Here is a 26949-nt window from a genome sequence, read left to right as displayed (position 1 = left end):
AGGCAAACCGGACAGCGGCGCGGGCGATCGGCGCCGGCTCTGCGCAAACGGTCTTGTTCAAGCCATTGTGCTGCGCGATGCGTAGGGCTAGGTTCGGCGCTCTGGTGGTAGCGCGGCACTTCCGCGCTCCTGATGCGCAATGCGAATGATCTCGTGCCGACGACGGCTCGACCAAGGAGAACTGGTGCCATGAGTGCTCACGATGCGATCGTCGCTGATCACGCGTATGAGAAGACCCTGCGGTGGTGGGACGGGTTCACCATCAGCCTCTCCATACCGGCAGCCCTGTTCGTCGGCATGGGCTATGCCATCGGCTACATCGGAGCCTGGACCGCGCTGGCGCTGCTGGGCTCCGTCGCGGTCATCGCCTGCCTGCAGAACTACATCTACTCCGAGATGGCCAGCATGTTCCCCGACAAGGTCGGCGGCATCTCGATGTACGCGCACCAGGGCTGGCGCACCCGCTCGACCCTGGTCGGCCCGCTGGCCACCTATGGCTACTGGTTCGCCTGGTCCAGCTCGCTGGCCATCTACGGCCTCCAGATCGGCAGGCTCGTCCAGGCCGAGTGGTTCCCGCACCAGACCTGGACGTTCTCCACCGGGCTCGCCGACATCGGCTTTCCGCATGTCGTCGCGCTCGGCGTGCTGGTGCTCGGCTGGCTGCTCAATGTGCTCGGCATGCGCCCGGCGATGTGGATCATGTACGTGACCGGGGTGCTGGTGCTTGTCCCGATCGTCGTCTTCGCCCTGGTGCCGCTGTTCTCCGGCGACTGGTCCCTGGGCAATCTGCACTGGAACCTGGCCGCGAGCGGCTTCCCCGGCTGGCGCACGGCCATCGCCTGGATGTTTGTGCTGGCGTGGTCGGTCTACGGCATCGAGGCGGTGGCGTCGTTCGTCCCCGAGTTCCGCGACACGGTCCGGGACAGCCGCATCGCCCTGCGGCTGGCCGGCATCTTCGTCATCGCCGTCTATCTGCTGGTGCCGTTCGGCGTCGGCGGCATGGTCGACCAGGCGAAGGTCGCCGCCGACCCCGTCTCGTTCTACCTCGGCGCCTTCCAGCGGCTGTTCCCCGGCGGCGACGTCATCATGACGATCTGCCTCATCGCCGGTCTGATGCTGCTCATGGTGATGACCACCGCCGACGGCGGTCGGGTCCTGCACGGCAGTGCCCTCGAAGGGCTGACCGTCAAGCAGCTCGGCGAGCTGAACCGCTTCAAGGTGCCGGGCCGGGCGATGTCACTCGACCTGGTCGTCAATGTCATCCTGATCCTCTTCGTCGGCGAGGCCCTGGCCGTGATCGTCGCCGGAATCCTCGGCTACCTCCTCTGCCATGTGCTGTCGCTCACCGGGTTCCTCCACCTGCGCCGTGACGAGCCGGATGCCGAACGTCCCATCAGACTGGGCAGACCGTGGGTCTATGTGGCCGCCCTGCTCGCCGCCGTGGACACGGTGCTGCTGGTGGTCGGCGCCCTCAGCGCCAAGATCACCGGCTATGGCAGCACCAAGGAGCTGATCATCGGGCTGATCGTGCTGTCGCTCTCGGTGGTGCTCTACGCCTACCGCCGCATCGTCCAGGACGGTGAGACGTTCGTCTGGCGCGAGTCGGCCGCGACCGCGCAGCAGGAGCCTGCCGGGGAGCCCGCTGTGGAGTCGGCTGCCGACCGGGTCTGAGTGCGTGCCCGGCGCCGTGCGGGAGCAGTCTCCCGCACGGCGCCGGGCGGTGTGCTGCGGGGGATCGGGCTGGTCATCCCAGCGTCGGCGGCACGGGGGTGCGGCCGTCGAACCAGAGCTTGTGCACCGCGACCTCCAGGACGGCCTCGGTGTCCAGGACGCCTTCCAGTGGCCGGACCTGGCGTTGCAGAAAGGCCCACAGCTCATTGTCGTCGGCGACCAGGACCTGGGCGAAGACATCGGCGCGGCCCAGCATGGTCGAGACGTAGCTGACCTCGGAGTGGGAGCACAGGGCGGCGACGACGGCGTCATGGTGTTCCGGGGCGACCCGCAGGAAGAGCAGCGCCAGCCGCCCGGCGCGGAAGCGTCCGGGGTCGGCGAAGGCGGCGATCTTGAGTACGCCGGCCTCCTCCAGGCGGCGGAAGCGGGCGCGCACGGTGCCCTCGGAGACGCTCAGCGAGCGGGCGATCTCGCGGAAGGCGCGGCGTCCGTCCTGTTCGAGTGCGGTGATGATCGCGTGGTCCAGGTCGTCCAGTTCGGTCATGGAACCGATCCTAGGGCTGCCGCGACCCGCCGTGGCCACGCATCGCGTAGTCGCTGGACGGCTCCGGGTGGGTAATGCGCAGCCCGGTGTCGGATGGGTTCGCGTTACATGCGTGCCAAGCTCTTGAAATGATTTATCGCGCACCGTATGTTGAGTCGCATGCGGCGATGCGCAGTCAGATCTCCTCTTCACTGCGCATTGCGAAGCCCCCGTGCAAGGAGTCACCCCGTGCTGCGACTGAAGCGCATCGACAATATGGACATCCTCACCCATGACGTGCCCCGGCTGGTCGACTTCTACCACGGCACCCTGGGCCTGCCGTTTCTGCTGCCCTATGCGGCGGAGGAGGAGTGGGCGGCGATCGACTTCGGCAACCTCACCCTGTACGTCTTCAAGTCCGAGGTCGGCGAGCACGCCCCGCGCCGCACCGAGGTCAACCCGGAGAACCCGCCCGGCCTGGACTCCTTCGCCTTCGAGGTGGACGACCTGGACGAGGCCGTCGCCGCACTGGACGGCAGGGTCGAGTGGGTCACCCGGGAGCAGATCGTCTGGAAGCACCCCAGCGGCGTCTGGTACCGCTACCGCCCGTTCTACGACCCCGACGGCAACATGCTCTACATCACCGAGCCGCACCAGGGCGCCGCCGCGTGAACAGCCCAGCCGTCAACACCCCCGCCCCCGTGCAGACCCCCGGCGCGCACGCCCCTGGCGGCGCCCATGACCTGACCGGCCGGACGGCCCTGATCACCGGCGCCGCCCGGGGCATGGGCCGCGCCCACGCCCTGGCGCTGGCCGCGCGCGGCGCCCGGGTCGCACTGGCCGACCTGGACCAGGCAGAACTGGCGGCCACCGCCGCCGAGGTCGCCGCCGCCGGCGGCCGGGCGGCCGTCTTCACCGCCGACATCACCAGCCGCACCGCCGCCGAGTCCCTGATCGAGGCGGTCGCCGCCGACTTCGGCGGACTTGACGTCCTGGTTCACAACGCCGGGCTGATGTTCGCCATGACCGGCCTCGCCGACACCGACGACGAGGACTTCGACCGGCTGCTCGCCGTCAACGTCCGCGCGCCGCTCTACCTGACCCGCGCCGCACTGCCGCATCTGCGGCGAAGCCCGGCCGCCCGCGTGGTCTTCGTCTCCTCGCAGTGGGGCCAGGTCCCCGACGGCCACAGCTACGGCTACATGGTGTCCAAGGCGGCGCAGTTGGGCCTGATGAAGACCCTGGCCAAGGAGTTCGCGGCGGAGCGGATCACGGTCAACGCGGTCGCGCCCGGCGCCGTGGCCACCCGCATGGTCCCGCCGGAGAACCACGAGGCCGAGGTCGCCGCCGTACCGGTCGGCCGACTGGGCCAGCCGTGGGAGATCGCCGAGGTGGTCGCGTTCCTGGCCGCCGACACCGGCGCCTTCGTCACCGGCCAGACCATCCCCGTCAACGGCGGCGCCCTGCTGGTCGGCATCTGAGCCGGTCCCCGACCGGCCCGCGCCCAGGCCCGCAGCCGCCCCTCACCATGAAGCGAGGACCGCCCGCCATGTCCACCCCCACCACCGCCCCCCTGACCAGACGAGACCAGGCCGAGCGCGCCATGCGCCACTCCTGGTTCCCGGTGGCCCGGTCTGTCGACCTGGCCACCCCGCAGCCGGCCGTGCTGCTCGGCGAGCAGCTCGTGGTCTTCCGCGACGGCTCCGGTGCCGCCAGGGTGACCGCGCGCCGCTGCCCGCACCGTGGCGCCGACCTGTCGCTGGGCATTGTGCACGGCGGCTCGATCGGCTGCCCGTACCACGGCTGGCGGTTCGACGGCGCCGACGGCGGCTGCACCCATGTGCCGTCGCTGGCCGACCCGAGCCGCATCCCACCCAAGGCCGCCATCCGCGCATACCCGGCGGTGGAGCGCTTCGGGCATGTGTGGACGGTGCTGGAGGAGCCGGTCACCGAGCTGTACGACCCCGCCGAATGGCACGGCCACGACCTGGTGTGGCTGGCCGCCGACCCGCTGGACTCCCCGACCGGGGTCGCCGCCGCGATCGAGAACTTCCGCGACGTGGCCCACTTCCCCTTTGTCCACCAGGTCTCGATGGGCCCCACCCCCGAGGTCGTCGAGCCCCTGGAGGTGAGCCGGGACGGCATCGACGTCCGGATGGAGCGCATGCTCGACGCCGGCTCCGGCGACTGGGCGGCCCAGGGCGACTGCCTGATGGCGTACCACTGCATCGCGCCCGGCTTCGCCAGCATCAGCTACCGGTACGCAAACGCGGGGCTGCGGGTGGTCGCCGGCTTCCCCTCGCCCGTCTCCTATGAGCAGGTGAAGATCTTCTGGGGGGTGGCCAACGACCGCGACTTCCGTGGCGACTCCCTGGAGGAGTGCCTGCGGGTCGAGGAGATGGTCTACCTGGAGGACATGCCGGTGGTGGCGAACCTCCAGCCCCGCGAGGTGCCCTGGGATGCGGAGGTGCCCGAGTTCTCGGTGCCCGCCGACCTCTTCACCCTCAACTACCGGCGGGCGTTCGGCGAACTGATGAACCGTACCGAGCGCCTGCTGTCCGGCGAGGGCGGCCCCGCCCGGACATGACCGCGATGAACCACCCCGATGGCACCCGCCCGCTGCGGGTGGCGCACACCGCGCCCGCAGCCGACGGCGTGCTCGCCCTCACCCTGGCCGACCCCGACGGCGCCGCCCTGCCGCCCTGGACCCCGGGTGCCCATGTGGACCTGCACCTGGGCCCCAACCTGGTCCGGCAGTACTCCCTCTGCTCCGACCCCGACGACCGCACCCACTACCGGATCGCGGTGCTGCGGGTGCCCGAGGGGCGCGGCGGCTCGGCCCGCGTCCATGACACGGTCCGCCCCGGCCACACCCTCGCGGTCTCCGCCCCGCGCAATCACTTCCCGCTGGTCGACGCCGAGGAGTACCTGCTGGTGGCGGGCGGCATCGGGATCACCCCGCTGCTGCCGATGGCCCACCGGCTGACCGCCCTCGGCAGGCCCTGGCGGATGCTCTACGGCGGTCGCACCCGCGCCACGATGGCCTTCCTCGGCGAACTCCCCCCGCGCCAGGTCACCGTCGTCCCCGAGGACGAGGCGGGCCGCCCCGACCTGGCCGCCTTCCTGGCCGGCCGGTCCGGCGCCACGGTGTACGCCTGCGGACCCGGCGGCCTGCTGGACGCCGTCCGCGCCCTGCACCCCGGCCCGGTCCACACCGAGCGCTTCACCGCGCCCGCCCCCGCCCCGGACGACGGCGACCGGCCCTTCGAGGTCCGGCTGGCGCGCAGCGGACGGAGCGTCACCGTGCCCGTCGGCACCAGCGTCCTGGACGCCATCCGCGACGCCGGGGTGGACGCCCCCTCCTCCTGCGAGGCCGGGATCTGCGGCACCTGTGAGACCACCGTGCTCGACGGCGTCCCCGACCACCGGGACGACCTGCTCACCCCCGGTGAACACGCCGCCGGCCGCACCATGCTGATCTGCGTCTCCCGCTGCCGGGGCGAACGCCTCCTTCTCGACCTGTGAGTTCAGCGGAGAGGTCCCCGGGCCAACCCGGCCCGGGGACCTCTCCGCTCACTTCACTCCGTGGTTCAGCCGAGCGTCGCGATGGCCTCGTTGAAGGTCTTCGACGGACGCATCACTGCCGCCGCCTTGGCGGCGACCGGCTGGTAGTAGCCGCCGATGTCGACCGGCGAGCCCTGGACCGCGATCAGCTCGTCGACGATGGTCTGCTCCTGCTCGGCGAGCGTCTTGGCGAGCCCGGCGAACGCCTCGGCCAGCTGCGGGTCGTCGCTCTGCCCGGCCAGCTCCTGCGCCCAGTAGAGCGCCAGGTAGAAGTGGCTGCCCCGGTTGTCGATGCCGCCCAGGCGGCGGCTCGGCGACTTGTCCTCGTTGAGGAAGGTGCCGGTCGCCCGGTCGAGCGTGTCGGCGAGCACCTGGGCGCGCGCGTTGCCCGTGCTCTGCGCCAGGTGCTCGAAGCTGACCGCCAGCGCCAGGAACTCGCCCAGGCTGTCCCAGCGCAGGTAGTTCTCCTTGAGCAGCTGCTGGACGTGCTTGGGCGCGGAGCCGCCGGCGCCCGTCTCGAACAGCCCGCCGCCGTTGATCAGCGGGACGACGGAGAGCATCTTGGCGCTGGTGCCCAGCTCCAGGATCGGGAACAGGTCGGTCAGGTAGTCGCGCAGCACATTGCCGGTGACCGAGATGGTGTTCTCGCCACGGCGGATGCGCTCCAGCGAGAAGGCGGTCGCCTGCTCGGGCGACATGATCTCGATCTGCAGGCCCTCGGTGTCGTGCTCGGGCAGGTACGCCCGGACCTTGGCGATCAGGTTGGCGTCGTGCGCGCGGCCCTCGTCCAGCCAGAAGACCGCCGGGTCGCCGGTGGCACGGGCGCGGTTGACCGCGAGCTTGACCCAGTCGCGGATCGGCACGTCCTTGGTCTGGCACATCCGGAAGATGTCGCCGGTGCTCACCGGCTGCTCCAGGACGACATCACCGGCGGTGTCGACGACCCGGACCGTGCCGTCGGCGGGGATCTCGAAGGTCTTGTCGTGGCTGCCGTACTCCTCGGCCGCCTGCGCCATCAGGCCGACGTTGGCCACCGAGCCCATGGTCGCCGGGTCGAAGGCGCCGTGCGCGCGGCAGTTGTCGATGACGACCTGGTAGACGCCCGCGTAGCTGCTGTCGGGGATGACGGCGAGGGTGTCGGCCTCCTTGCCGTCCGGGCCCCACATGTGGCCGGAGGTGCGGATCATGGCCGGCATGGAGGCGTCCACGATGACATCGCTGGGGACGTGCAGATTGGTGATGCCCCGGTCGGAGTCGACCATCGCCAGGGCAGGGCCCTCGGCCAGCTCGGCGTCGAAGGACGCCTTGATCTCGGCGCCCTCGGGCAGCGCGTCCAGGCCCTTGAGGATGGCGCCGAGCCCGTCGTTGGGGCTCAGACCGGCGGCGGCGAGCACCGCGCCGTAGCGGGCGAAGGTCTCCGGGAAGAAGGCCCGCACCACATGGCCGAAGATGATCGGGTCGGAGACCTTCATCATGGTGGCCTTGAGGTGCACCGAGAAGAGCACCCCCTCGGCCTTGGCCCGGGCGATCTGGGCGGTCAGGAACGCGCGCAGCGCCGCCACATGGATCACCGACGCGTCCACGACCTCACCGGCGAGCACCGGCACCGACTCGCGCAGGACCGTGGTGCTGCCGTCGGCGCCCGCCAGCTCGATACGGAGCGAGCCGGCCTCGGCGATGACCGCCGACCGCTCGGTGGAGCGGAAATCGTCGGCCTCCATGTGGGCGACGTTCGTCTTGGAGTCGGCCGTCCACGCGCCCATCCGGTGCGGGTGCGCCTTGGCGTAGTTCTTCACCGAGGCGGGCGCACGCCGGTCGGAGTTGCCCTCGCGCAGGACCGGGTTGACGGCGCTGCCCTTGACCTTGTCATACCGCGCGCGGACGTCCCGCTCCTCGTCGGACTGCGGGTCGTCCGGGTAGTCCGGGAGCGCGTAGCCCTGCTGCTGAAGCTCCGCGATGGCCGCCTTGAGCTGCGGGACGGAGGCGGAGATGTTCGGCAGCTTGATGATGTTGGCCTCGGGGGCCTTGGCGAGGGCGCCCAGCTCGGCGAGGGCGTCGTCGATGCGCCGGCTCTCGTCGAGACGCTCCGGGAAGCTCGCGATGATGCGCCCGGCCAGGGAGATGTCACGCGTCTCCACACGGACACCCGCCGTCGAGGCGTAGGCCTGGACCACCGGCAGGAACGAATACGTTGCCAGGGCCGGGGCCTCGTCAGTGTGCGTATAGATGATGGTCGAGTCAGTCACCGGTACTCCGCTTCACGTCTACAACGTCTTGATATCAAGGTATCTCGTGACCGTCCCTCCCCGGTACCAGCCCCCGTCTGCCCGGAGTCGAGCCGGTCACGCACCGCCGCCCGGCTGTCCGCTGCCCAGCCGGTCCAGGGCATCGCAGGCGGCGGCCGTCCAGTGCGGCGCAGCGGCCTTCCCGGCGATCGTCAGCGCCTGCCGGTAGTGGCCTGCGGCGCTGCCGTACTTTCCGAGAGCGGCGGCGAGATCGCCCAGGTGGAGGGCCACAGGGCCGAGCGTGAGCAGGCCGCTGCCCGCTCCGGCCAGTTCCCCGGCGGCTGGTCGCAGTCGGGCATAGGCGCGCTCCATCCCCGGCCGGTCGCCGAGGCCGACGGCGGCCAGCGCGGTGAGGCAGGTACGGGCTTCGTAGAGCAGGTCGCGGGGCGACTCGGGAACGGCGCTCACGGCGGCTTCGGCTTCGTCGCGGCGCCCTGCGGCGAGCAGGACCAGCGGGCGGGCCCAGGGCTCGTACGGGCCCCGGTCCGGCTGCTCGTCCGCCTCCGGTCGCCCGCCGCGCTGGATGCGCAGGCAGAGCAGGGCCAGCGGGAGCAGGCCCTGCTCCATGCCCGGCATGCCGCTGCCCGCGAGCAAGGTACTGGCGGCGCGGTAGGCCGCCTCCGCCTCGGCGGAGCGGCCGGCAACGGTCAGCCGCAGGGCCGCGTACCACCGGGTGAACACGCCCGCGAGCGGGATGTCGTACCGCTCGGCGAGCCGGTCCGTGGCTGCGGCATGCGCGTCGGCCGTGGCGAAGTCGGCACGTGCGGAATGGGCCTGGATCAGGATGAGGTGCCCGAGGACCTCAAAGGTCACCAGCTGGTGCCGGGCGGCCAGCTCGACCAGCTCGGCGCCGATCCGGGCCCGCTGCGGGGCCGTTCCGGCCCGTGCGAAGGACTGCATAAAGCGGCCGTTGAGGGCGAAGGCCAGCAGCGCCGGGTCTGCCAGTCGGCGGGCGATGGCCTCCGCCTCCCGCGCCGCCCGCTCTCCACGGTCGCCGGGGTCGCCCCGCAGTTCCAGGGCGAGGGTGCTCAGCAGGCGGCTGCGGTGCACCGCCTGCTCCTCGGGCAGGGCGGCCAGGGTCCGTTCGGTGGCCGCGACGATCCGCCGGGAAAGGCCCTCGTCGTCGTTGGCGGTCCAGCTCGCGGGGACATCGAAGGCACTGATCACCTCGGCGGTCAGCTGCGGGTCGCCGAGCTCCTCGGCGGTGGCGACCGCCTCCGCACGGTGCTTCCGGGCGCTCTCCAGGCGGCCGGTCACGGCCTCTGCCCGGACCAGGCCCATGACCGCCTCCAGCCGACCGCGCAGCTCGCCCCCTCCGGCCCGGTCGTGGGCGGCGACGGCCTCGGACCAGAGCCGCGCCGCCTCATGCGGGGCGAATCCTCGCTCGGCCAGCAGGGCCGCCGCACGGGCGTAGCGGGCCGCCCGGACAGCTGTGGCCCGGCTCTCGGCACGGCCGAAGTGGTGGGCGAGCGAGCCGACGTCACCGGGATCCAACTGCTCGATCGCCTCGGCGACGGCGGCGTGCCAGCGCGCTCGGCGTGGCCGGGAGATGTCGTCGTACAGCGTGTCGCGCACCAGGGCGTGGGAGAACCCCAGCCGACCCGGTTGCTGCTCGACCAGGAAGCCCGCGGCCAGCGCCGCCTCCAGGGCGTCGACCACCCCGTCCGCGTCGCCCACCACGGCGGTCAGCACCTCCACGTCGATCTCGCGGCCGAGCACGGCGGCCTGCCGCAGCACCGCCCGCGCCGGCTGCGGCAGCCGCGCCAGCCGGTGGCGGATGACATCCCGTACGCCCGCAGGGACGGCCCCGAGCGCCGCGTTCCCCTCGGTGCCGACCAACCGCGCCAGCTCCCGGACGAAGAACGGGTTGCCGCCGCTGCGCCGGTGGATGACCTGGGCGGTCCGTGGGTCCACGGCCCGCTGGAGGACGGCCCGTACGAGTTCACCCGTGGCGGCCTCGGGCAGGCCGCCCACATACACCCGGGTCGGCTCCGCACCGGCGAACCGGGCGAGCGCGGCGGTCAGACCGGGGGAGACCTCGGTGGCCCGGTAGGTCCCGACCAGCAGCACCGGCCCGGCCACGGAGTCCGAGACCAGGGCGGTCAGCAGGTCCAGGGTCTCCTCCGCCGCCCGGTGCAGGTCGTCGAAGACCAGCAGCACCGGCCCTCGGGCCGCTGTCGCGGCCAGGTGGGCGGCGGCGGCCCGGTGCATGGGGAACCGGGCCGGTCACCGCTGGTGCCGTCGCCTTGCCGGTCATGCCCCCCAATGTACCGGCCGCCTGATGTACGCCCTGGTCAGCAGCGTTGTGCAGGCAACGCTCAGTCGCTGCTGACCGGATGCTCAGCGCCGATGGGGACGCTGGTCCCACGACCGGCACCCGAGTGCCGACTTGAGGAAAGGGGCCCGTCGTGGAACCCAGGATCACCGGATTCGACTACCAGCGCGTCACCGTCGCCGCAGGCGTGTCACTCAACACCGCCGTGGGAGGCTCGGGCAGCCCCATCGTGCTGCTGCACGGATTCCCGCAGACCCATCTGATGTGGCGGCACGTCGCGGCCGACCTGGCCTCCGACCACACCGTCATCTGCCCTGACCTGCGCGGCTACGGTGACAGCGACAAACCGGCCGACACCGACGGGCAGACCTACTCCAAGCGCACCATGGCCGCCGACGTCGTCGCCCTCGCGCGCGCCTTCGGCCATCAGCGCTTCGCCCTGGCCGGGCACGACCGGGGCGCCCTGGTCGCCATCCGCGCCGGGCTGGACCACCCCGGCACCATCACCCACCTCGCCTCGCTGGACGTCCTGCCGACGCTGGACATGTGGGACGTGATGCACGGCACCTCCGCCGCCGTCGGCTTCCACCTCTACCTGATGGCCCAGCCGCCCGGCCTGCCCGAGCAGCTGATCAACGCCGGCGCAGACGCCTTCTTCGGCCACTTCCTGGACATCTGGGCCCGGAATCCGGAGGCGATCCCCGCCGACATCCGGGCCGCCTACCTCAAGGCATCCCGAGGAGCCGTCGACTCCATCGTCGCCGACTACCGGGCCTCCGCCGTCGCCGACGTCGCCCACGACCAGGCCGACCGCCGGGCCGGAAACCGCCTGCGCATGCCGGTGACCGTCCTCCAGCAGGACTGGGGCGCGGCCCTCGGCTTCGACGCCGCCGCCCGGTGGCAGGCATGGGCCCCCGACCTGCAACACACCACCGTCTCCTGCGGCCACTTCATGGCCGAGGAAGCCCCCGCCGACGTCGTCAAGGCCCTGCGCGCCCTCCTGGCCCGGTAGCCGTCCGGTGTGGCGTCGCGGCAGACTCGTCGCCATGGTGCGCCTACGGGAGGTCCGCCTCGCCGCGCTGGCCGACGCGCCGCACGCCTTCAAGTCCCGGCTCGCGGACTGGCACCGGTGTGATGGTGAAGGCGCTCCGCTGACCACTCCGGCGCCGCCGCTTACGGACAACCCGTGCCGAGCGGTCATCCGCAGGAGAGCAGACCCGCGCGCTGCTTGGCGGCCAGGACGCGGTGGACGCTCTGGTACATCTGCGTACGGAAGGCGGCGTTGCTCTCCACCCGGCTCCGCACGGCGGTGACCATGGCCGGGATGTACGCGGGTTCGACGGTGAGTACCAGGTCGCCGCCGGCCGCCAGGAAGTTGAGCGCGCGCTGCGCCGGGGCCACGGACTTCACCGAGACCGCGTTGCCCAGGTCGTCCGAGACCACCACGCCCTTGAACCCGAGGTTCTTGCGCAGCAGCCCGTTGATGACCGCCGAGGAGAAGACGGCCTTGTGCTTGGAGTCGATCTTGGTGTAGGTGGCCAGCGAGATCATCACCAGCGGCGCCCCGGCCTTGACGCCGGAGCGGAATGCGCTGACGCTCGCTCCGGTACTCGTCGTCACCGAGTCCACCACGTTCGCGGTGGTGTCGGTGTTGGCCAGCACCTGGCCCAGCCCCGGAAAGTGCTTGAGCGTGGTCAGCACCCCGGACTGGGTGAACCCCGCGGTGAACGCATTGACATGCGACGCGACCGCGTCCGCCGTGTGGCCGTACTCCCGGCCGTAGCGCCCGATGGGCGGGTTCCTGGTGCCCAGGCTCGCCGGCACCACATCGGTGACCGGGGCGAGGTTGAGGTTGACGCCCGCCGACTTCAGCTGCTTCGCCCAGGTGGCCGCCTGACTGCGCAGCTTGGAGGTCGACCATCCGCCCTGCACCAGCCCGCTCGGCATGGTGGAGAATCCGGGACCGCTGAGTGCCTGCACCTGGCCGCCCTCCTGGTCGGTGGAGACCAGCAGGCCGACCCGCTTGCCCGACACCAGGTCCGCCTTGCTCTGGAGTCCGCTGACCAGCGTCTTGGTCGATGCGGTGCCGGCCTTGCTGCGGCCCACCAGGAACACCGACCCCACGTGGTACGTGCGCAGCGTCTGCACCTTCGCCTGGTTCGCCGTGGGCACCGTGACACCGCCCATGAACAACTGCCCGACCCGCTGCGGGACGGTCATGGCCGAGAACACCCGGTCGACGCAGCTCGCGGCGCTGGTCGTGGCCGCCCTGGGGTCCTTGGCACCGACGCCCGAAGGGCTTGCCGCAGCCGTGGCGCCCCCGTCGATCCGCGAGGCCGGGGCGGAGCCGCCGTCCTGCCCCGGCTGGCTGCTGCAATCGGCCACGGCCAGGGTCGTCGCCAGCAGCAGTACGGTTCGGCGGGCATTGCGGTGAAGCCGGGCGGTGGACGCACACCTGGTGACTGCCCTCATCGAATCCTCCTCCTCGCGGTACCCCCACGGCCCCGTCGGCCGACTGCCCGAGAGGACGCACGACCGGTTCCCCGATTTTCGTGCGTTCATTCGACTTCCGCGTCGCTTCGGCTGGAACGGGCGACTCCGACCGCCCCGTCCCGTTCTCCGCCCGACCTGCAAGGCCCAGGCTTGGGCCAGTCCCTGGCTTCGATTCCTGGCATGGTTGCCTGTCGAAGCCTTCCATTGCAAGTCGGCGACCCTGCTGCACCCATTGGCCTGCGCGAGTGGCCCTTGAACGTGCGCTCCGAGCCGATGACCCGAAGCGTGCGGGGATGGTGGCTTTGTTCGGCCTGCTTTACAGGGCCGTTCGCCGGGGCGGGTGGGGAGGGCGCGGCCTGGGCCTTTCGGGGGTATGGGCGGGTCAGGCCAGGACGAGGAGGTCCATCCAGCTGGTGGCGGGCTGGTCGGGGACGATGGCGGCGGAGGCTCGGAGGCGGTCCATGCCCCGGTTGAACTCGTCGTCGGTGAGGCTGCGGAGCTTGGAGTCGGTGTCTCGGCGGATGCGGTCGGCGAACTCGGCCAGGTTGGCGGCGCTCTGCTGGGGCACGGCCCGCAGGACGACCCGGCTGAACCCCGCCGTGGCGAAGGCGTCGCAGGTCCGTTCCACGGTCGGGTAGGTGTCGATGCTCCGGGCGGTCTCGGGGAAGAAGCGCACCCGCAGATCCCGGTCGCAGCGGCCCGGGAAGACATTGCGGATCAGCACCGGGGCACCCGGTTTCAGTGCCCGGCGCAGTTCGCGGGCGGCCGAGGCCAGGTCGGGCAGGTGGTGGACGACCGAGCCCAGCCAGGCGGCGTCCGCGCATCCGTCCGGTACGGGCAGGGCGTCGGCGTGCCCGTCCAGCGCCTCGATGCCCTCGACCCGGGGGATCAGCGAGCGCATAGCCTCCGCCGGCTCGACGGCCAGGACCCGTACGCCGAACCAGTCGTGGAACGCGGAGGCGAAGGCGCCGGTCCCGGCGCCCACGTCCAGCAGCGTCATCCCCGGGGCGAGGGCCGCCGCGTCGGCGACGGCTTCGCGCCAGGCGCCCAGCCCCTGCCGTGGGACCTCCCGGGCCAGGCGGTACTCCTCGGCGACCCGGGCGTCGTAGTCGGTCCCTGCCATCTGTCCGTCCTCCAGTGTCCGTTCGGTTCCCAGCTGGTCACAGCTTCTCCAGAATGCCCGTCAGATCGGGCTCCGCGTCACCGACGACCGCATGGAACAGCCAGCCGCGCGGCGGCGCCAGGGTGCTCGCGGCCAGCGGCAGGATTCCCGGTCGGCCGTCCACAGCGAGTCGGCCGGTCTCGGCCAGCGCATTGACCAGCCGCTCGAAGAAGCCCTCGTCCCGCACCGGGACCAGGGACATCCGCAGCCGCCCCGCCCGGCCTGCCCGGCCTGCCCGGCCCGCCCGCCCCGCCAGCATCGACGAGATCAGACCCGGCGAGAACCGGGCGTTGACCTCCAGGACGGGAATGAGGTCGCCGGTCGTGGTGGTCATGGAATCGACGCTCAGCGGGCCGAAGTAGCCCTCCTCGGCGACGGCCGCCGCGACCTGCTCCACGGTCTGCCGGTACCCCGCCCGGTCGAGTTGGTCGAGCAGTTCCCCGGAGGGGGCGCCCGACCCCCGGAAGGAGTGACGGTCGTTCTCCAGTTGCCCGATGCCCAGCCAGGTGATGCCACCGCCGGGGCCGATCACCAGATGGGCGGCGAAGTCGGCGGCCCGCTGGTACAGCGGCTGCACCACCAGCTCGATCCGCCCCTGCTCCCGTTCCAGGCCGCGCCGCACCAGGGCCAGCCTGGCCGGTGAGTCGACCACGATGTTGCCCTGCCCCGCGACGCCGTACGGGTCCTTGACGACGCAGGGCTCCGAGGCGGCCCGGTCCAGCTCCGCCAGCGAGGTGACGACCTGTCCGGAGCCGGGCAGTCCGAGCCGGGTCGTCCAGCTCTTGGAGTTGACCAGCCGGACTGCCTCCGGGTCGGGCAGCGGTCCGTCCAGCCCCAGCCGTCCGGCCGCCGCCGATGTCCCCGGGAGTACCGCGTACGGTTCCGCCGTGCCGCCCTCGAAGCCCGGCAGGCCGTGCGCGGCCAGCCGTTCCTCGACCGTCAGCGCGGGGTCGCCGGGCACCGCGTGGTGCCGGGCGCCGAAGCCGGCGGCCCGCATCAGCTCGGTGAACGCCGCAGCCGGGGGGTTGTGGGTGAGCAGGACGTCCTCGGGGCCGCAGAGCACGGCGAGCAGTTCGTCCATGCCACGGAGCAGCTGCTCGGTGCGGGGGTCGGGGACCGCGGGCAGTACGGCGACACCGGTCGGTCTCCAGTGGCGCTCGGCGTCGCAGCTGCCGAACCGTACCGTCACCGGGCGGCCTCCTCGGTCCGCTGGGTCAGGAAGCGCTGCTCGATGCGCTCCAGGGTGCGGAAGTCGTCGATGCTCACATGCTGGAGGTCGATGACCTGTCCGGAGACGCTCTCCAGCAGGTAGATGAACTCCAGGAAGTCCAGGGAGTCGATCAGTCTGGCCTCGATGAGGTCGTCCTGCGGGCCGGGCTCCCGGTCGAGTTCGGGGTTCTTGCTGCGAATCCACTCGGCGATCTGCTGCATGGCTGACTCCTTGGGTCATGGGGACGGCGGGGACAACGGGGGAGCGGGGCGGCAGCCGACCGCGACGGCCACGGCCCAGTCGCCCTCGTGGGTGATGCTCAGCGACCACCGGCCGACGCCTCGGCGGCGCAGCTCCCGCAGGGCACTCGCCCGGGGGTGGGCGACCGGGGTCCCGCCCGGGGCGCGGAGCACTTCGATGTCACGGGTGAGCACCAGGCGGTCCGTGGGCGCCAGCAGTTTGATGAACGCCTCCTTCGCGGCGAGCCGCCCGGCCACGGTGGCGGCCCGGCCGCCGCGGACCACGGACAGTTCGGCCCGTTCCCGCTCGCTGAAGTGGTCCGCCAGCCAGCGCGGACCATGCTGCTCGACCAGCCGCCGTACACGCGGGACATGCACCAGGTCGAGCCCGACCAGCGGTTCCAGCGGGCCACCGGGGTCGGCGCCGACGAGCCCGGCCAGCATCGCCCGCAGGCTCTGCCCCTCGGCGGCCTCGGCGTCGGCGTCGGCGTCCGGCACGGAGGTCATCCGTGAGCGGGCGCGGTCGGGGAGTCGGCCAGGGCGGCGCGGAACTCGGCCCGGAACCGGGCGACCACCTGCCCGGCCGGTTCCATCGCGGTGACCCGCCCGCAGCCGAGCCCCGCATAGCGGGCCATCTCGGCGACCGCCCCCTCCGCCTCCACCGTCGGCGCGGCGGCCGAGCCGCGCGGCACCGGCCGGCGGTCGCCCATCACCGTGGTCCAGGCGACGAACACGGCCGGCAGCGGCTCGGCGGCATCGGTGACCGGACTCCGCAGCACCCGGTGGGGCCGTCCGGGCCAGCCGATCGAGAAGCGGTCGCTGACCACGGTGTCCGAGCCCTCCGCCCGGATCAGCGCCCGCTTGTACTCGGCATGCGCCGCCGACTCGCGGGTCGCCACGAACGCCGTGCCGCAGAGCGCTCCCGAGGCCCCGGCGCACAGCGCGGAGTGGAGGTCCCCGCCCGTGGCGACGGCCCCGGCCACCAGCACCGGCACCTCCAGGCCGCACGCCGACAGCTCACCCGACAGCTCACCCGGCAGCTCACCCGGCAACTCGCCCAGCAGCTCGCCGACCGGACGGTCACCCAGATGGTGGCCCCCGGCCTCGACGCCCTGGAGGACGACGGCATGCGCGCCCAGCGCGGCTGCGGTCGCCGCCTCGGCCACGCTGCCGACCTGGACCAGCAGCCGGTGGCCCGCCCCGAGGACCGCCGCCGCCTGCGGCTGCGGCGGCAGACCGTAGCTGTTCAGCAGCAGCGGCCGGTCTGCGGTGTCCAGCAGCGCCCGGATCTGCTCCGGCAGCAGCCGCCCGGCGACCTCCGGGATCACATTGACGCCGAAGGTCCGGGGCGTCCGCCGGGCGGTCTCCGCGACCAGCGCCCCGGCCTGCCCGTGGTCGCTGCGGTAGAGGGCGACCGTGCCCAGCGCCCCGGCGTCGCTGACCGCCGCCGCGAGCGCCGGACCGGCGATCCCGCCCATGCCCGCCTGGACCAGCGGGAAGTCCACCCCCAGCGCGCGGCAGCCGCGCGCGGCGGCCTCCTCGGGGTCAGCCACGGACATCGCGTACCCGCCGCAGCGCCAGTTCGGGCGTGCCATGGGCCAGCACCGTCGCATGCACCCAGCGCTCGACCCCGAAGGCGGTGCAGCCGGAGTGCGCGGTCCCGCCCTCGGTGCGGATGCCCAGCCGCTCGCCGAAGAAGTTCCGGTGCCGGTTGACCGAGGCGATGGCGGTGCCGTCCACCGCGACGAACTCGTACTTCACCGGGTCCAGGGCCATCAGCTTGGCCCGGGAACCGCTCTTGTCGTAGAAGGGGTCATTGGCCGGCTGGTACGACACCGCCACGCCCAGCCGGTCCGCCAGCCCCTCGATGAACTCCCGGGAGCGGGCCAGATGCTCCCTGACCCCGTCGGCGGAGCCCACATGGAGCACCTCGCGCATATGGAAGCCCCAGAGCCGGCGCAGCCCGTCGTAGTGGTCCTCGTTGCGGAAGCAGCGGCCGACCGCAGTCAGCCGCAGCTCGGCTCCGACGTCCTGCCCGGCCAGCGCCAGCAGCAGTCCGTAGCAGGTGGCGGAGGGCAGCAGATACCCGGTGGGCCGCACCGGCTGCTCGGCCGGCGCCCGCCCGGCCGCCAGCTCCTCCACCGCGTCCTCGGCGAACCGGGCGGCGGAGACGGCCAGATGCGGGAAGTTGCGGAAGTAGTCCAGCCGGGCCAGGCCCTCGGCAGGCAGCAGCGGTGGGCCGACCACGGCGGGCGCCCCGAGCTGCTCGGCCAGGCCGGTGAAGAGCGCGTCGAGTTCCTGGAACAGGGCGGCCCGGGCGGGGTCGAGCACGACCAGGCCCGGTCCGGGGTCCTGAAGGGTGACGGCGCCGTCGGGCAGGGCGGGCGGTGCGGTGCGCGGTGCCATGCGGGGTCCTTGTCCTGTCTGGGGTGTCGGACGGTGGGCGCGGGTCAGCCGGCGCTGGGGGAGCCGCTGGGGGAGCCACTGGAGGAGAGGAGGCCGATCCGGCGGTAGAAGGCGTCGGTCCGCTGGGTGATGGAGGCATGGACGGGGCGGCGGCCCGGGTCGGCGAGCAGCCGGGAGCGGAAGGCGAACGGGTCCGGGATACCGGCGTCCCGGTAGACGTCGACGCTGTAGAGCTGTTGGACGGAGGCGGTGATGTACTTCTCGACGTACTGCCGCGCGGCGGCCAGCTCCCGGTCGTCGCCGGCCTCCCGGAGCCGTTCCCAGAGCGCCCGGACCAGCTGCGCGCCGAAGGCGATGTGCCGGGACTCGTCCTGGTGGTGCACCCGGTTGATGGCCCGGATGGTGTCGGGCAGCGCGGTGTCGGCGGCCATCCGGCTGTTGAAGTGGTCGACGATCTGCTCGAAGATCAGGATGCGGCTGAACACGATGAAGTTGTCCAGCAGCGCGGACTGCCCCTCGGTGGGGAACGCCATCGCGCGGTTGGGGTAGAGCTTCCCGCCGTAGCGCAGGCAGAACTCGGCGAAGAACCACATGTGCTCGTTCTCCTCACCGAGGAAGTGGTGGAAGAAGGGCGTGGGGATCTCATAGCCGGGTGCGTGGATGCGCCGCACCACCTCCTGCATCAGCTCGCGGATGCCATGCACATTCAGGCTGTAGAAGTTGACGCTCTCCCACTTGGCCAGGGCCAGGTACTGCTCCCGGCTGAGCTCCTCGGCCGCCGGGGTGCCGTGCACGGTCATCAGGTCGGTGCTCATCCACTGGGCGTCCGCCGGGATGGCGTCGGGCCAGTCGAAGGTCTGGTAGGGGTTGTAGTAGTCGTTCTCCGCGGCGGCGGTGAGTCGCTTCACGGCGGTGCTGACTTCTTCGTCCCAGACGGACTCCGGGGCGGGGGCGGTCATCGCGGGTTCCTCCGTGGCTGTGGTGGGCAAGGGCAGGGCATACCAGGGCGGTGAGGACTGACGGAAGGTCAGGAAGGCCGGAGGGAGTAGGAGCCCAGCTCGACCGTCCCGGTCGCGGCGTCCACCAGCAGCGTCTCGAAGGCGCGCAGCAGCCGCTCGACCTCGGGCCGGGGGATCAGCGCGGTGTCGGCCAGCAGGTGGAGCAGGCAGCTCCCGGGCGCGTAGCCGGTGCTCACGAAGAAGGCGGAGTCCTGGCGTTCCCAGGTCCCGGCGAGGGTCACCTCGGTCTTCTCGGTGAGCGCCCGCAGGGACTCGGCCGAGCCGTCGGTCCCGGGCAGGTCCTCCCAGCGGTCGAGCATCCGCTTGTCGTTGAAGTAGCAGACCAGCCGCAGCCTGCCGCCGCTCTCGGTACGCGCCTCTTCCAGCACCTCGTCCATGGCCGCCGGGTCGTACTGGGCGAAGCGGTAGGCGTTCATCCCGGTGAGGAAGGTGCCCCGGACCAGGTCGTCGAAGGTGCCCCGGGCCACGTCCTGCGCGAAGAGCGCGTCCTGCGCCATCGCGGCGACCAGCCGGCGGCTGCGCTCGTCGTGCCGGTTGGCGGCGATGAGCTGGAGCACCGCCGTACCGTGCCCGGTGTATGCGCCGAGTACGGCGGCGGTGGCGGCCAGCAGCACCGTGCCGGTGCTCACCTGGCAGCGGTCGGCGAGCAGCGTGGTGGCCACCGCTGCGGCCGGGGAGTCCAGCCGCAGCTTGACGAAGCGGTCCGGCCGGTCGTCCTCCGGCGGGATCGGGAACATGGCCGGCGGCACCCTGCGCAGGGTCCTGCGCCAGTACTCCAGCGCCGCCGCGCCGCGTGCCGCGCCGACGCCCTCGGCCTCGAACCGCGCCTGGTCGACCGGCTGCCACGCGGGGGCCGGGCTCGCCCGGCCCGCCAGCAGCTCCCGCAGGTCCCGCAGGGCCTCCTGGCTGCCGGAGTAGTCGGCCCCCAGGTGCGAGAAGACCAGCACCACACAGGCGGGCCGCCCCTGCTCCAGCACCAGGGCGCAGCGGACCGGTAACTCCTCGGCGTGCCGGAACGCGCGCCCGCCGAGTTCGCCCAGCAGCCGGTCGGCGACCGCGTCGGCGCCGTCCGGCCCGGCCTCATGGCGGGGGACCGGCAGGGTGCCCTCGGGTAGGACCTCCTGGACCGGCCCCTGCCCGGTCTCCCGGAACAGGGTGCGCAGCGCCTCATGCCGGGAGAGCAGCGCGCCGAGTGCCGCCTCGACCTGCTCGGCCGTCCGTCCGGTGGGGACGGCCACCACCCGGCGGATGTTGAAGTAGTGCGCGTTCTCCCCGTACCAGGTGAGGGGTCTCCAGATGGCCTGCTGGCCCCAGGTCAGGGGTGCGGACAGTGCTGTGGGAGCGCTCCCATCGCGGCGGCTGCCGCAGAACCGTGCCGAGCCGACGGGGTGGCGGTTCATGTCAGCGTTCCTCTCCAATCGGGCGAGCGTGGTACGGATGGCGCCGAGGACGGGCACAACACGGAGACACGGTGCGAGGAACGGGATTCTGGACCACCCCGTCGCAGGTCAGGACCGGTCCCCACGGCCTCCGCACAGGACCGCAGACGGTGCACCGGCCGACAGGGGCGGGGGTCGTCCGACGGGCCGGTCGGCATCCTGGCAGCGAAGGTCGGCTCAGCCCGGGGCGGGACGCTAGCCGCTTCCGTGGTCACTGTCCAGACCCGCCGCCGTGCACGGGGGTCGACCGGGCCCGCCTGTCCAGGTCTCCGAGATGAACAGTCGGTGAAGTCCTTGACGTCCGCGCCGGGCTGATCGAGAGTAGGGAACCTCTCGCCGACCAGGACAGTGACGTCCGGCGACCGGCGGCCGACCCGCACCCTCCCTCGCTGCCCTCGCGCGCCCTGCCTCCCGCCCCGGGAGTTCGCGCCCCGCAGCAGCGGATCCGGCCACGGCATGCAGCCCAGGTACACGCACCCTGCCGTGAACCCACCCAGAAGGGCTCCAGAGTGCCACCAGCACATCCCGCCCCGGATGTCGGACCGCTCGCCCGTCGCATCAGGCGCTGGACCGCCTTCGGTCGGCTGCTGCGTCTCGTCCACCCCGGGACGCTCACCGCCACCGTCGCGCTGCATATCGCCGTCGGGCTGCTGCCGATCGCCTTCATCGCCGGGACCAGCCGGCTGATCGCCAGGGTCCCCGCCGCCCTGGCGGCCCACGGCCAGGGCGGCCACTGGGCCGCGCTGGGCCTGGCACCGCTGCTCGCGGTGGGAGCCTTCGTCCTGCACCAGCTGCTCACGCCCTTCCAGTCGGTACTGGGAGAGCTGATCACCCGTCAGGTGGACGGCGCCTGCATCACCCGGCTGATGGGCTGCGCGCTGACCGACCTGCCGGTCGCCGAGCTGGAACGGCAGGAGGTGCTGGACATCCTGTCCGACGCCCGGGGCGGCTTCGAGCGGGTCGCCCCCACCCCGGGCGACGCGGCGGCCGGAGCCGTCGCGCTGACCGCCCGCTATGCCCAACTGGCCGGGGCGGCCGTGATGGTGGCCCTGGTCCTCGGCCCGCTGCCGGGAGCGCTGGTGGCGGTCACCGCGCTGCTGATCAGGTTCGGGCAGCGCGGGTCGCTCGACCGCTTCGGCCTGCTGCGGCGCTCCCTCGCCGGTCAGCGCCGCAAGGTCGCCTATCTGCGGCGTACCGCCGGGGGCTCGGCGATCGCCAAGGAGACCCGGATGCTGGGGCTGCTGCCCTGGCTCCACCGGCTGCACACCCAGGACGCGCGCGGCTACCTGGAACCGCTCTGGGCCGGGCGCCGCCGGCTGCTCTTCTGGCCGTTTGTGGCGCTCTCCGGGGTCGGGCTGCTCGGCGGCGGCACCACCCTGGTGCTGCTGGCCGACCGGGGCGCGGACGGCTCACTCTCGCTGCTCCAGCTCTCCGTCGCGCTCCAGGCCGTGCTGATCCCGATGCGCTTCGGGGTGTACTTCCCCGAGAGCGATGTGCAGACCCGGGACGGGCTGGCCGCATACGAGGCGCTGGCCCGGCTGGAGGAGATCGCCGAGCAGCACCGCACCCCGGCGCCGCAGCCGGTGTCGCAGCCGGTGTCGCAGCCGGTGCTCCCGCCGCCGGACGGCCCGATCCGCTTCGAGGGCGTCACCTTCCGCTACCCCGGCAGCGAACGGGCGGTGCTGGACGGCCTCGACCTGGAACTGCTGCCCGGCCGGTCCACCGCTGTGGTGGGCCTCAACGGCGCAGGCAAGACCACCCTGGTCAAGCTGCTGGCCCGGCTGCATGAGCCCACCCGGGGCCGGGTCACCGCAGCGGGCGTGGACCTGGCCGCACTGCCGGCCGCCGCCTGGCACCGCCGGATCGCGGTGATCTTCCAGGACTTCACCCGCTACCAGCTCACCGCTGCGGAGAACATCGGCATGGGCCGCCCCGACCGGCTCCACGACCGCGACGCCCTGCGCGCCGCCGCCGAACGCGCCGGTGCCCTGGAGCTGGTGGAGAAGCTGCCGCACGGCCTCGACACCGTGCTCTCCGCCCAGTACGACGGCGGAACCGACCTCTCCGGCGGCCAGTGGCAGCGGATCGCCCTCTCCCGGGCGCTGCTCTCGGTGCAGACCGGTGCCACGCTGCTGATCCTGGACGAGCCCACCGCGCAACTGGACGTCCGCGCCGAGGCCGCGTTCTTCGACCGCTTCCTCGACATGACCCGGGGCGTCACCAGCGTGATCATCGCGCACCGCTTCTCCAGCGTCCGGCGCGCGGACCGGATCGTGGTGCTGGCCGACGGCAAGGTCGCCGAGTCCGGCACCCATGAGCAGCTGATGGAGCGTGGCGGCCGCTACGCCGAGCTGTTCACCATCCAGGCGGAGCGCTTCGCCCAGGAGCAGCGGGACGACCTGGCCACCCACCTGGACGGTGCCCGATGACCACGCTGCTCCGGGCGATCCGGCAACTGCTCCGGCTGGCGGTGCGCTGCGACGCCCGCCGGCTGACCCGGGCGGTGGCCCTGCTGGCGGTGGGATACCTCTCCACCCCGCTGATCGCGGTCTGCCTCAAGTCGCTCACCACCGCCGCCCTCGCCCGCTCCGCCGCCACCGGGACCTGGCTCGCGCTGACCACCGCGCTGCTCCTGGTCCTGGAGCTGATGATGACCCACTTCGCCCACCTCTCCTACTTCGAGCTGGGGGAGTTGGAGGAGCTGGCCCTCCAGAACGAGGTGATCTCCCTCGCCCATGGCACCACCGGGCTGGAACAGCTGGACCGGCCCGGCTTCGCCGACACCCTCGCCCTGGTCCGGGAGGAGCTGCCGCGTACCCGCGCGGCCCTGGAAGCCGTACTGCAACTGGGCGGCATGGCGCTCCAACTGACCGTCACCACCGTGCTGCTGGGACTGCTCAACCCCTGGCTGCTGCTGCTGATCCTGGCCGCACTGGTCCCGGTGGCGGCCGGCAACCGGGCGCAGCTGCTGATCGACCGGGCGAAGGAGACCGCCGCCCCGCGCATCCGGCTGGGCCGCCATCTGCTGGAGCTCGCCACCGCCGAGGCATCCGCCAAGGAGGTCCGGCTGTCCGGCGCCGAGGCGGTGCTGACCGAGCGGCAGCGTCGCGACTGGCGCTCCGTCACCGCTACCCTGTGGCGGGCCCAGGCGTCCGCCGCGCTGCTGCGGGCGGTCGGGCAGCTGGTCTTCGCCGCCGCGTACGGAGGGGCGATCGTCCTGGTGGTGCGGCAGGCGCTCTCCGGCGGGTCCGGCCTCGGCGATGTGATCCTGGTCATCACGCTGGCCGCCCAGGTGAGCTTCCAGGTCTCCACCACCCTCGGCCTGCTGACCATCCTCCAGGGCGCCGGCCGCACCCTGGAGCGGCTGCACAGCCTCCGCGTCGCACACCGGCCGGACACTGCGGCCTCCACCGGGACGTCCGGGGTGCCCAGTGCGCTCACCGTGGGCATCCGGCTGGAGGAGGTGAGCTTCAGCTACCCCGGAAGCGACCGCAAGATCCTCGACCGGGTCACCCTGGACATCCCGGCCGGCACCGCGCTGGCCCTGGTCGGAGAGAACGGCGCGGGCAAGAGCACCCTGGTCAAGCTGCTCTGCGGGCTCTACCGGCCGACCGGCGGACGCATCCTGGTGGACGGCGTCGACCTGGCCGAGGGCGGCCCCGAGGAGTGGCAGCGGCGCACCGCCACGCTGTTCCAGGACTTCGCCCGGCTGGAGCTGAGGCTCCGGGACAACGTCGGCATCGGGGACCTCGACCTGCTGGACGACGACGCCGCGCTCCGGCAGTCGATCGACGCCGCCGACGCGGGACCGATCCCGGACCAGGTCCCCGGCGGGCTGGACGGTCTGCTGGGCCACAGCTACGGCGACGGTGCGGAACTCTCCGGCGGCCAGTGGCAGAAGCTGGGCCTCGCCCGCGCCCTGCTGCGCCGCCGCCCCCTGCTGGTGGCCCTGGACGAACCCGCCTCCGCCCTGGACGCCACCGCCGAACACGCCCTCTTCGAACGGTTCGCGGACCTCGCCACCGAGGCCCGCACCGACACCGGAGCGGTCACCCTGCTGGTCTCGCACCGCTTCTCGACGGTCCGGATGGCAGACCTGATCGTCGTCCTGGAGCAGGGCCGGATCTCCGAGCTGGGCACCCACGCCCAACTCGCCGCCGCCGGCGGCCTCTACGCCGAGCTGTACGACCTCCAGGCACGCGTCTACACCTGAGCCCCCGCCCCCGACCACCCGCCCGTCGGGTGGCTCGGGGATGCCCGGTGCCGGCGCGGGGGTACTGGCTGCCGTGCGCATCGCCTACGACCCTCAGGCCATGCACTCCTGCTCACCGCCGTGGTGCTGCCACGGCCGATCGTCTGGGTGTCGCCCCTCGCGGCGGCGGCGAGACGGCCAACCTCGCACCGGCGCACTCCTGTCCCGCGGTCCCCGCTACTCCAGCCGCGCTTCTCCATTTGCCCTGGTCAGGGACCTTTTTACCAGCCGACGTAGCGGCGGACCTCGTACCGGTCCAAGCCGCACTCGTCACCGAGCGGGCAGGCTGCGGGGCCAAAGCGGGGCCCTTCGACGGTCCGGAGGAACCGCTGCCCCGCTGTTGCAGGCCATCAGCAGGCCAAGCGGCGGGGCGGTGTCCGACGATGCGTCGGCCACCGCGCGGTTGCCGGTCAGCCGGCGGTGGTGAGGCGGAACGACTGGGCGGGGCCGCCGGTGCAGTCCCACTGCTGGAGGCGCGCGCCGTCGGCGGTGGAGACGTCGGTCACGTCCAGGCACTTGCCGCTGTTGCGGTTGACCAGGGTGTAGGCGCCGTCGGCCTGCTGGACGGGCTTGAACTGCTGGTTGGCGCCGCCGCCCCACTGCCAGGTCTGGATCTTGGCGCCGTTGGCCGAGGACACGTCGGTGACGTCGAGGACCTGGCTGGTCGCGTTGCGGTTGGTGATGCGGTAGTAGCCGCTGTCGGTGGCAGTGAACTGCCACTGCTGGTTGTTTCCGGTGCCGCAGGCCCACTGCTGCACGGTGCTGCCGTTGCCGGTGCCCGCGTCGTCCACGCACTTGTTGGAGTTGGTGTTGGCGATCCTGTACCAGGCGGCGGTGTTGATCGGGCCGCTGGGCTGGGTGGTGGGCGGGGTGGTCGGGCCGGTGGCGGGGGCGCCCGGCCAGATGAAGGTGGCCACCGCGCCGGCCGGCAGGTCGTAGCTCAGCGAGCGGCCGTTCTCGGTGATGGAGAAGTGCTGGGCGGAGGAGGTGGCGTTGAGGACCAGGTCGCCACGGGAGCCGTCCGTGTTGAGGAAGGCGACGTTCTGCAGCCCGCCGCTGCCCTGGCTGGTGGAGCCGATCCGGTGGGCGCCGGGCCGGGCGAACTTGGAGATCTGGCCGAGCAGGTAGTACTCGGCGTTCTTGGTGTACGTGCCGTTGGCGATCTCGACGACACCGTTGCAGGCGGTGCCGCAGTTGCCGTACTGCGGGCCGCCGTTCGCGTCCAGGGCCATGTTCCACAGCACGACGCTCTGACCGCCGCTGCGCAGGTTGCGGATGACCAGGTTCTCGGTCTGCCACTTGAGCGTGTCGGAGAAGGTGGCGGCCTTGTTCGCCGAGTCGGTGCCGGAGCACTCGGTGAACATGACGGCCTTGCCGGTGTTCGCGACCGACTGCTCGGCCTCGGGCTGGCCGCCGTAGCAGTGGAAGGCCGCGCCCTTGAGGCGGGCGATGCCGCTGTCCTGGGAGAGCACGGAGAGCGGGAAGTTGGTGTCGTCCCAGTTGTGGTCGTACGCGAAGATGTTGGTGGGCAGGCCGGCGGCGGTGAGTCTGGCGTCGAGGACCTTGATGAAGTCGGCCTGCTGGTTGGCGGTCATGCCCATGGACGGGTAGCCGGTCTGGAACTTCGGCTCGTTCGCCACGGTGAGGTCGGTGATCGGCACGCCCGCCACCTGGTACGCCTGGACGGCCTTGACCAGGTAGTCGGCGAAGTCGCCGTAGTTCTCCGGCTTGAGGCTGCCGCCGTTCAGCGAGTTGCTGTCCTTCATCCAGGCGGGCGCGGACCACGGCGTGCCCATGATGCGGATGGCGGGGTTCACGCCGCGCGCCTGGTTGATCGCGGGCAGGATCTCGCGCTGGTCGCGGGCGATGCTGAAGGAGCCCCGGGTGTCCTCGTAGGAGTAGAAGGGCTGCTGGGCGATGAAGTCGGAGGCGCCCAGCGGCTGGCGCAGGTAGTTCAGGCCGATGCCGCTGCCGGTGCTGAACAGGTCGTTCATCAGGGTGGCACGGGTGGTCGAGCCCAGGCCGGCGACGAGGTGGGCGGCGGACTCGGTGAAGGAGGCGCCGAAGCCGACCAGCGGCTGCTGGACGTCGGAGGCGTTGATCCTGATGTCGGTGCTCTGCGGGCTGCCGGAGGAGAAGGAGGCGTCAGCGCTTCGGGCGAGCTTGCTGCTGCCGTCGGCGGTGGTGATCCAGACCTGGGCGGTGGTGTCGGCGGCGTGCGCGGTGCCGACGGTGGCCAGGCCGGCGCCGGCCAGGGCGAGCATGGCCGCGACGGCGGCCGGCCTGCCCCGGTGGGTACGGGAGCGAGGGGATCCGTGCATGGTACGGCTCCTAGCGGGGGTGGGATCGGGTGGGTGTGCCGGTCCGGGCGGGCCGTGCGCGGCCGTACGGACCCATGGCGGGCGGGGGTG

21 protein-coding genes are annotated in these 26949 nt (G+C 72.3%); 8 read left to right on the top strand and 13 right to left on the bottom strand.

What is annotated here, in order from left to right; genetic code table 11:
• The first annotated feature begins 189 nt into the window (after positions 1–189).
• A complete protein-coding gene (locus C7M71_RS02500) occupies positions 190–1671 on the top strand; it encodes an APC family permease (protein ID WP_111490790.1) in 1482 nt (493 codons plus the stop codon).
• A 73-nt stretch (positions 1672–1744) separates the two neighbouring features.
• Here C7M71_RS02500 and C7M71_RS02495 read toward each other — a convergent pair whose 3' ends face one another.
• Positions 1745–2215, bottom strand: a complete 471-nt coding sequence (locus tag C7M71_RS02495; protein WP_111490789.1) for an Lrp/AsnC family transcriptional regulator — start codon at positions 2213–2215, stop codon at positions 1745–1747.
• Positions 2216–2443: 228 nt separating this feature from the next.
• Here C7M71_RS02495 and C7M71_RS02490 point away from each other — a divergent pair, with 228 nt between their 5' ends.
• The 4 genes from C7M71_RS02490 to C7M71_RS02475 all read left to right on the top strand — a co-directional run bounded on the left by C7M71_RS02490 (position 2444) and on the right by C7M71_RS02475 (position 5719).
• The gene (locus C7M71_RS02490; protein WP_229758488.1) at positions 2444–2866 is read left to right on the top strand and encodes a VOC family protein; all 423 of its coding nucleotides are present in this window, start codon (positions 2444–2446) and stop codon (positions 2864–2866) included.
• A complete protein-coding gene (locus tag C7M71_RS02485) occupies positions 2863–3675 on the top strand; it encodes an SDR family NAD(P)-dependent oxidoreductase (RefSeq protein ID WP_229758487.1) in 813 nt (270 codons plus the stop codon). Before C7M71_RS02490 ends, C7M71_RS02485 begins: the two co-directional genes overlap by 4 nt.
• Positions 3676–3743: 68 nt before the next feature.
• On the top strand, positions 3744–4781 hold the full coding sequence (locus C7M71_RS02480) for a Rieske 2Fe-2S domain-containing protein (protein WP_111489307.1): 1038 nt from the start codon (positions 3744–3746) through the stop codon (positions 4779–4781).
• Positions 4782–4786: 5 nt separating this feature from the next.
• Entirely contained in the window at positions 4787–5719 is a 933-nt protein-coding gene (locus C7M71_RS02475; RefSeq protein ID WP_111489306.1) for a PDR/VanB family oxidoreductase, read from the top strand.
• Positions 5720–5784: 65 nt separating this feature from the next.
• Here C7M71_RS02475 and C7M71_RS02470 read toward each other — a convergent pair whose 3' ends face one another.
• Both C7M71_RS02470 and C7M71_RS02465 read right to left on the bottom strand, forming a co-directional pair.
• On the bottom strand, positions 5785–8004 hold the full coding sequence (locus C7M71_RS02470) for an NADP-dependent isocitrate dehydrogenase (RefSeq protein WP_111489305.1): 2220 nt from the start codon (positions 8002–8004) through the stop codon (positions 5785–5787).
• Between the two features lie 96 nt (positions 8005–8100).
• Positions 8101–10254, bottom strand: coding sequence for an ATP-binding protein (locus tag C7M71_RS02465; RefSeq protein WP_111489304.1), 2154 nt, complete (start codon positions 10252–10254; stop codon positions 8101–8103).
• Between the two features lie 197 nt (positions 10255–10451).
• On the opposite strand from C7M71_RS02465, the gene C7M71_RS02460 reads away from it, so the two are divergent.
• Positions 10452–11330 carry an alpha/beta fold hydrolase gene (locus C7M71_RS02460; RefSeq protein WP_111489303.1) on the top strand — a complete coding sequence of 293 codons (879 nt, stop codon included), beginning with the start codon at positions 10452–10454 and terminating at the stop codon, positions 11328–11330.
• Between the two features lie 185 nt (positions 11331–11515).
• On the opposite strand, the gene C7M71_RS02455 is transcribed toward C7M71_RS02460, so the two are convergent.
• From C7M71_RS02455 to C7M71_RS02415, 9 genes are all read right to left on the bottom strand, one after another.
• Positions 11516–12790: a glycoside hydrolase family 3 N-terminal domain-containing protein gene (locus tag C7M71_RS02455; protein WP_111489302.1), complete on the bottom strand. Its 1275-nt coding sequence runs from the start codon at positions 12788–12790 to the stop codon at positions 11516–11518.
• Positions 12791–13193: 403 nt separating this feature from the next.
• Positions 13194–13934: a class I SAM-dependent methyltransferase gene (locus tag C7M71_RS32455; RefSeq protein WP_111489301.1), complete on the bottom strand. Its 741-nt coding sequence runs from the start codon at positions 13932–13934 to the stop codon at positions 13194–13196.
• Positions 13935–13971: 37 nt separating this feature from the next.
• Positions 13972–15162, bottom strand: a complete 1191-nt coding sequence (locus C7M71_RS02445; protein ID WP_111489300.1) for a hypothetical protein — start codon at positions 15160–15162, stop codon at positions 13972–13974.
• Positions 15159–15404: an acyl carrier protein gene (locus C7M71_RS02440; RefSeq protein WP_111489299.1), complete on the bottom strand. Its 246-nt coding sequence runs from the start codon at positions 15402–15404 to the stop codon at positions 15159–15161. Before C7M71_RS02440 ends, C7M71_RS02445 begins: the two co-directional genes overlap by 4 nt.
• 15 nt (positions 15405–15419) lie before the next feature.
• Entirely contained in the window at positions 15420–15920 is a 501-nt protein-coding gene (locus C7M71_RS02435) for a holo-ACP synthase (protein WP_162824108.1), read from the bottom strand.
• A gap of 5 nt (positions 15921–15925) precedes the next feature.
• Positions 15926–16975 (bottom strand): NAD(P)H-dependent flavin oxidoreductase, encoded by a 1050-nt coding sequence (locus tag C7M71_RS02430; protein ID WP_162824107.1) that lies wholly within the window; start codon positions 16973–16975, stop codon positions 15926–15928.
• A complete protein-coding gene (locus tag C7M71_RS02425; protein WP_111489296.1) occupies positions 16968–17828 on the bottom strand; it encodes an aminoacyl--tRNA ligase-related protein in 861 nt (286 codons plus the stop codon). The genes C7M71_RS02430 and C7M71_RS02425 overlap by 8 nt, the downstream gene beginning before the upstream one ends.
• A gap of 44 nt (positions 17829–17872) precedes the next feature.
• On the bottom strand, positions 17873–18787 hold the full coding sequence (locus C7M71_RS02420; protein WP_111489313.1) for a diiron oxygenase: 915 nt from the start codon (positions 18785–18787) through the stop codon (positions 17873–17875).
• A 68-nt stretch (positions 18788–18855) separates the two neighbouring features.
• On the bottom strand, positions 18856–20247 hold the full coding sequence (locus tag C7M71_RS02415) for a condensation domain-containing protein (RefSeq protein WP_111489295.1): 1392 nt from the start codon (positions 20245–20247) through the stop codon (positions 18856–18858).
• A gap of 548 nt (positions 20248–20795) precedes the next feature.
• On the opposite strand from C7M71_RS02415, the gene C7M71_RS02410 reads away from it, so the two are divergent.
• Together C7M71_RS02410 and C7M71_RS02405 are read left to right on the top strand one after the other, a co-directional pair.
• A complete protein-coding gene (locus tag C7M71_RS02410; protein WP_229758486.1) occupies positions 20796–22715 on the top strand; it encodes an ABC transporter ATP-binding protein in 1920 nt (639 codons plus the stop codon).
• Positions 22712–24499: an ATP-binding cassette domain-containing protein gene (locus tag C7M71_RS02405; protein ID WP_111489294.1), complete on the top strand. Its 1788-nt coding sequence runs from the start codon at positions 22712–22714 to the stop codon at positions 24497–24499. Before C7M71_RS02410 ends, C7M71_RS02405 begins: the two co-directional genes overlap by 4 nt.
• A 449-nt stretch (positions 24500–24948) precedes the next feature.
• Here the strand turns inward: C7M71_RS02405 and C7M71_RS02400 are convergent, their stop codons facing one another.
• Positions 24949–26859, bottom strand: a complete 1911-nt coding sequence (locus tag C7M71_RS02400) for an RICIN domain-containing protein (protein WP_111489293.1) — start codon at positions 26857–26859, stop codon at positions 24949–24951.
• Positions 26860–26949: the final 90 nt, after the last annotated feature.

It is taken from the genome of Peterkaempfera bronchialis (assembly GCF_003258605.2).
GTDB classification, from domain to species: Bacteria; Actinomycetota; Actinomycetes; order Streptomycetales; family Streptomycetaceae; genus Peterkaempfera; species Peterkaempfera bronchialis.
The sequence above is the reverse complement of the archived record's forward strand: the minus strand, read 5'-3'. Positions and strand labels throughout refer to the sequence as shown.

Bases quoted from the DNA above. Each gene is read 5' to 3' on its own strand.
- C7M71_RS02500 (WP_111490790.1), top strand. From the start codon at position 190: ATGAGTGCTCACGATGCGATCGTCGCTGATCACGCGTATGAGAAGACC.
- C7M71_RS02495 (WP_111490789.1), bottom strand. From the start codon at position 2,215: ATGACCGAACTGGACGACCTGGACCACGCGATCATCACCGCACTCGAA.
- C7M71_RS02480 (WP_111489307.1), top strand. From the start codon at position 3,744: ATGTCCACCCCCACCACCGCCCCCCTGACCAGACGAGACCAGGCCGAG.
- C7M71_RS02475 (WP_111489306.1), top strand. From the start codon at position 4,787: ATGAACCACCCCGATGGCACCCGCCCGCTGCGGGTGGCGCACACCGCG.
- C7M71_RS02465 (WP_111489304.1), bottom strand. From the start codon at position 10,254: ATGCACCGGGCCGCCGCCGCCCACCTGGCCGCGACAGCGGCCCGAGGG.
- C7M71_RS02455 (WP_111489302.1), bottom strand. From the start codon at position 12,790: ATGAGGGCAGTCACCAGGTGTGCGTCCACCGCCCGGCTTCACCGCAAT.
- C7M71_RS32455 (WP_111489301.1), bottom strand. From the start codon at position 13,934: ATGGCAGGGACCGACTACGACGCCCGGGTCGCCGAGGAGTACCGCCTG.
- C7M71_RS02440 (WP_111489299.1), bottom strand. From the start codon at position 15,404: ATGCAGCAGATCGCCGAGTGGATTCGCAGCAAGAACCCCGAACTCGAC.
- C7M71_RS02425 (WP_111489296.1), bottom strand. From the start codon at position 17,828: ATGGCACCGCGCACCGCACCGCCCGCCCTGCCCGACGGCGCCGTCACC.
- C7M71_RS02420 (WP_111489313.1), bottom strand. From the start codon at position 18,787: ATGACCGCCCCCGCCCCGGAGTCCGTCTGGGACGAAGAAGTCAGCACC.
- C7M71_RS02415 (WP_111489295.1), bottom strand. From the start codon at position 20,247: ATGAACCGCCACCCCGTCGGCTCGGCACGGTTCTGCGGCAGCCGCCGC.
- C7M71_RS02405 (WP_111489294.1), top strand. From the start codon at position 22,712: ATGACCACGCTGCTCCGGGCGATCCGGCAACTGCTCCGGCTGGCGGTG.
- C7M71_RS02400 (WP_111489293.1), bottom strand. From the start codon at position 26,859: ATGCACGGATCCCCTCGCTCCCGTACCCACCGGGGCAGGCCGGCCGCC.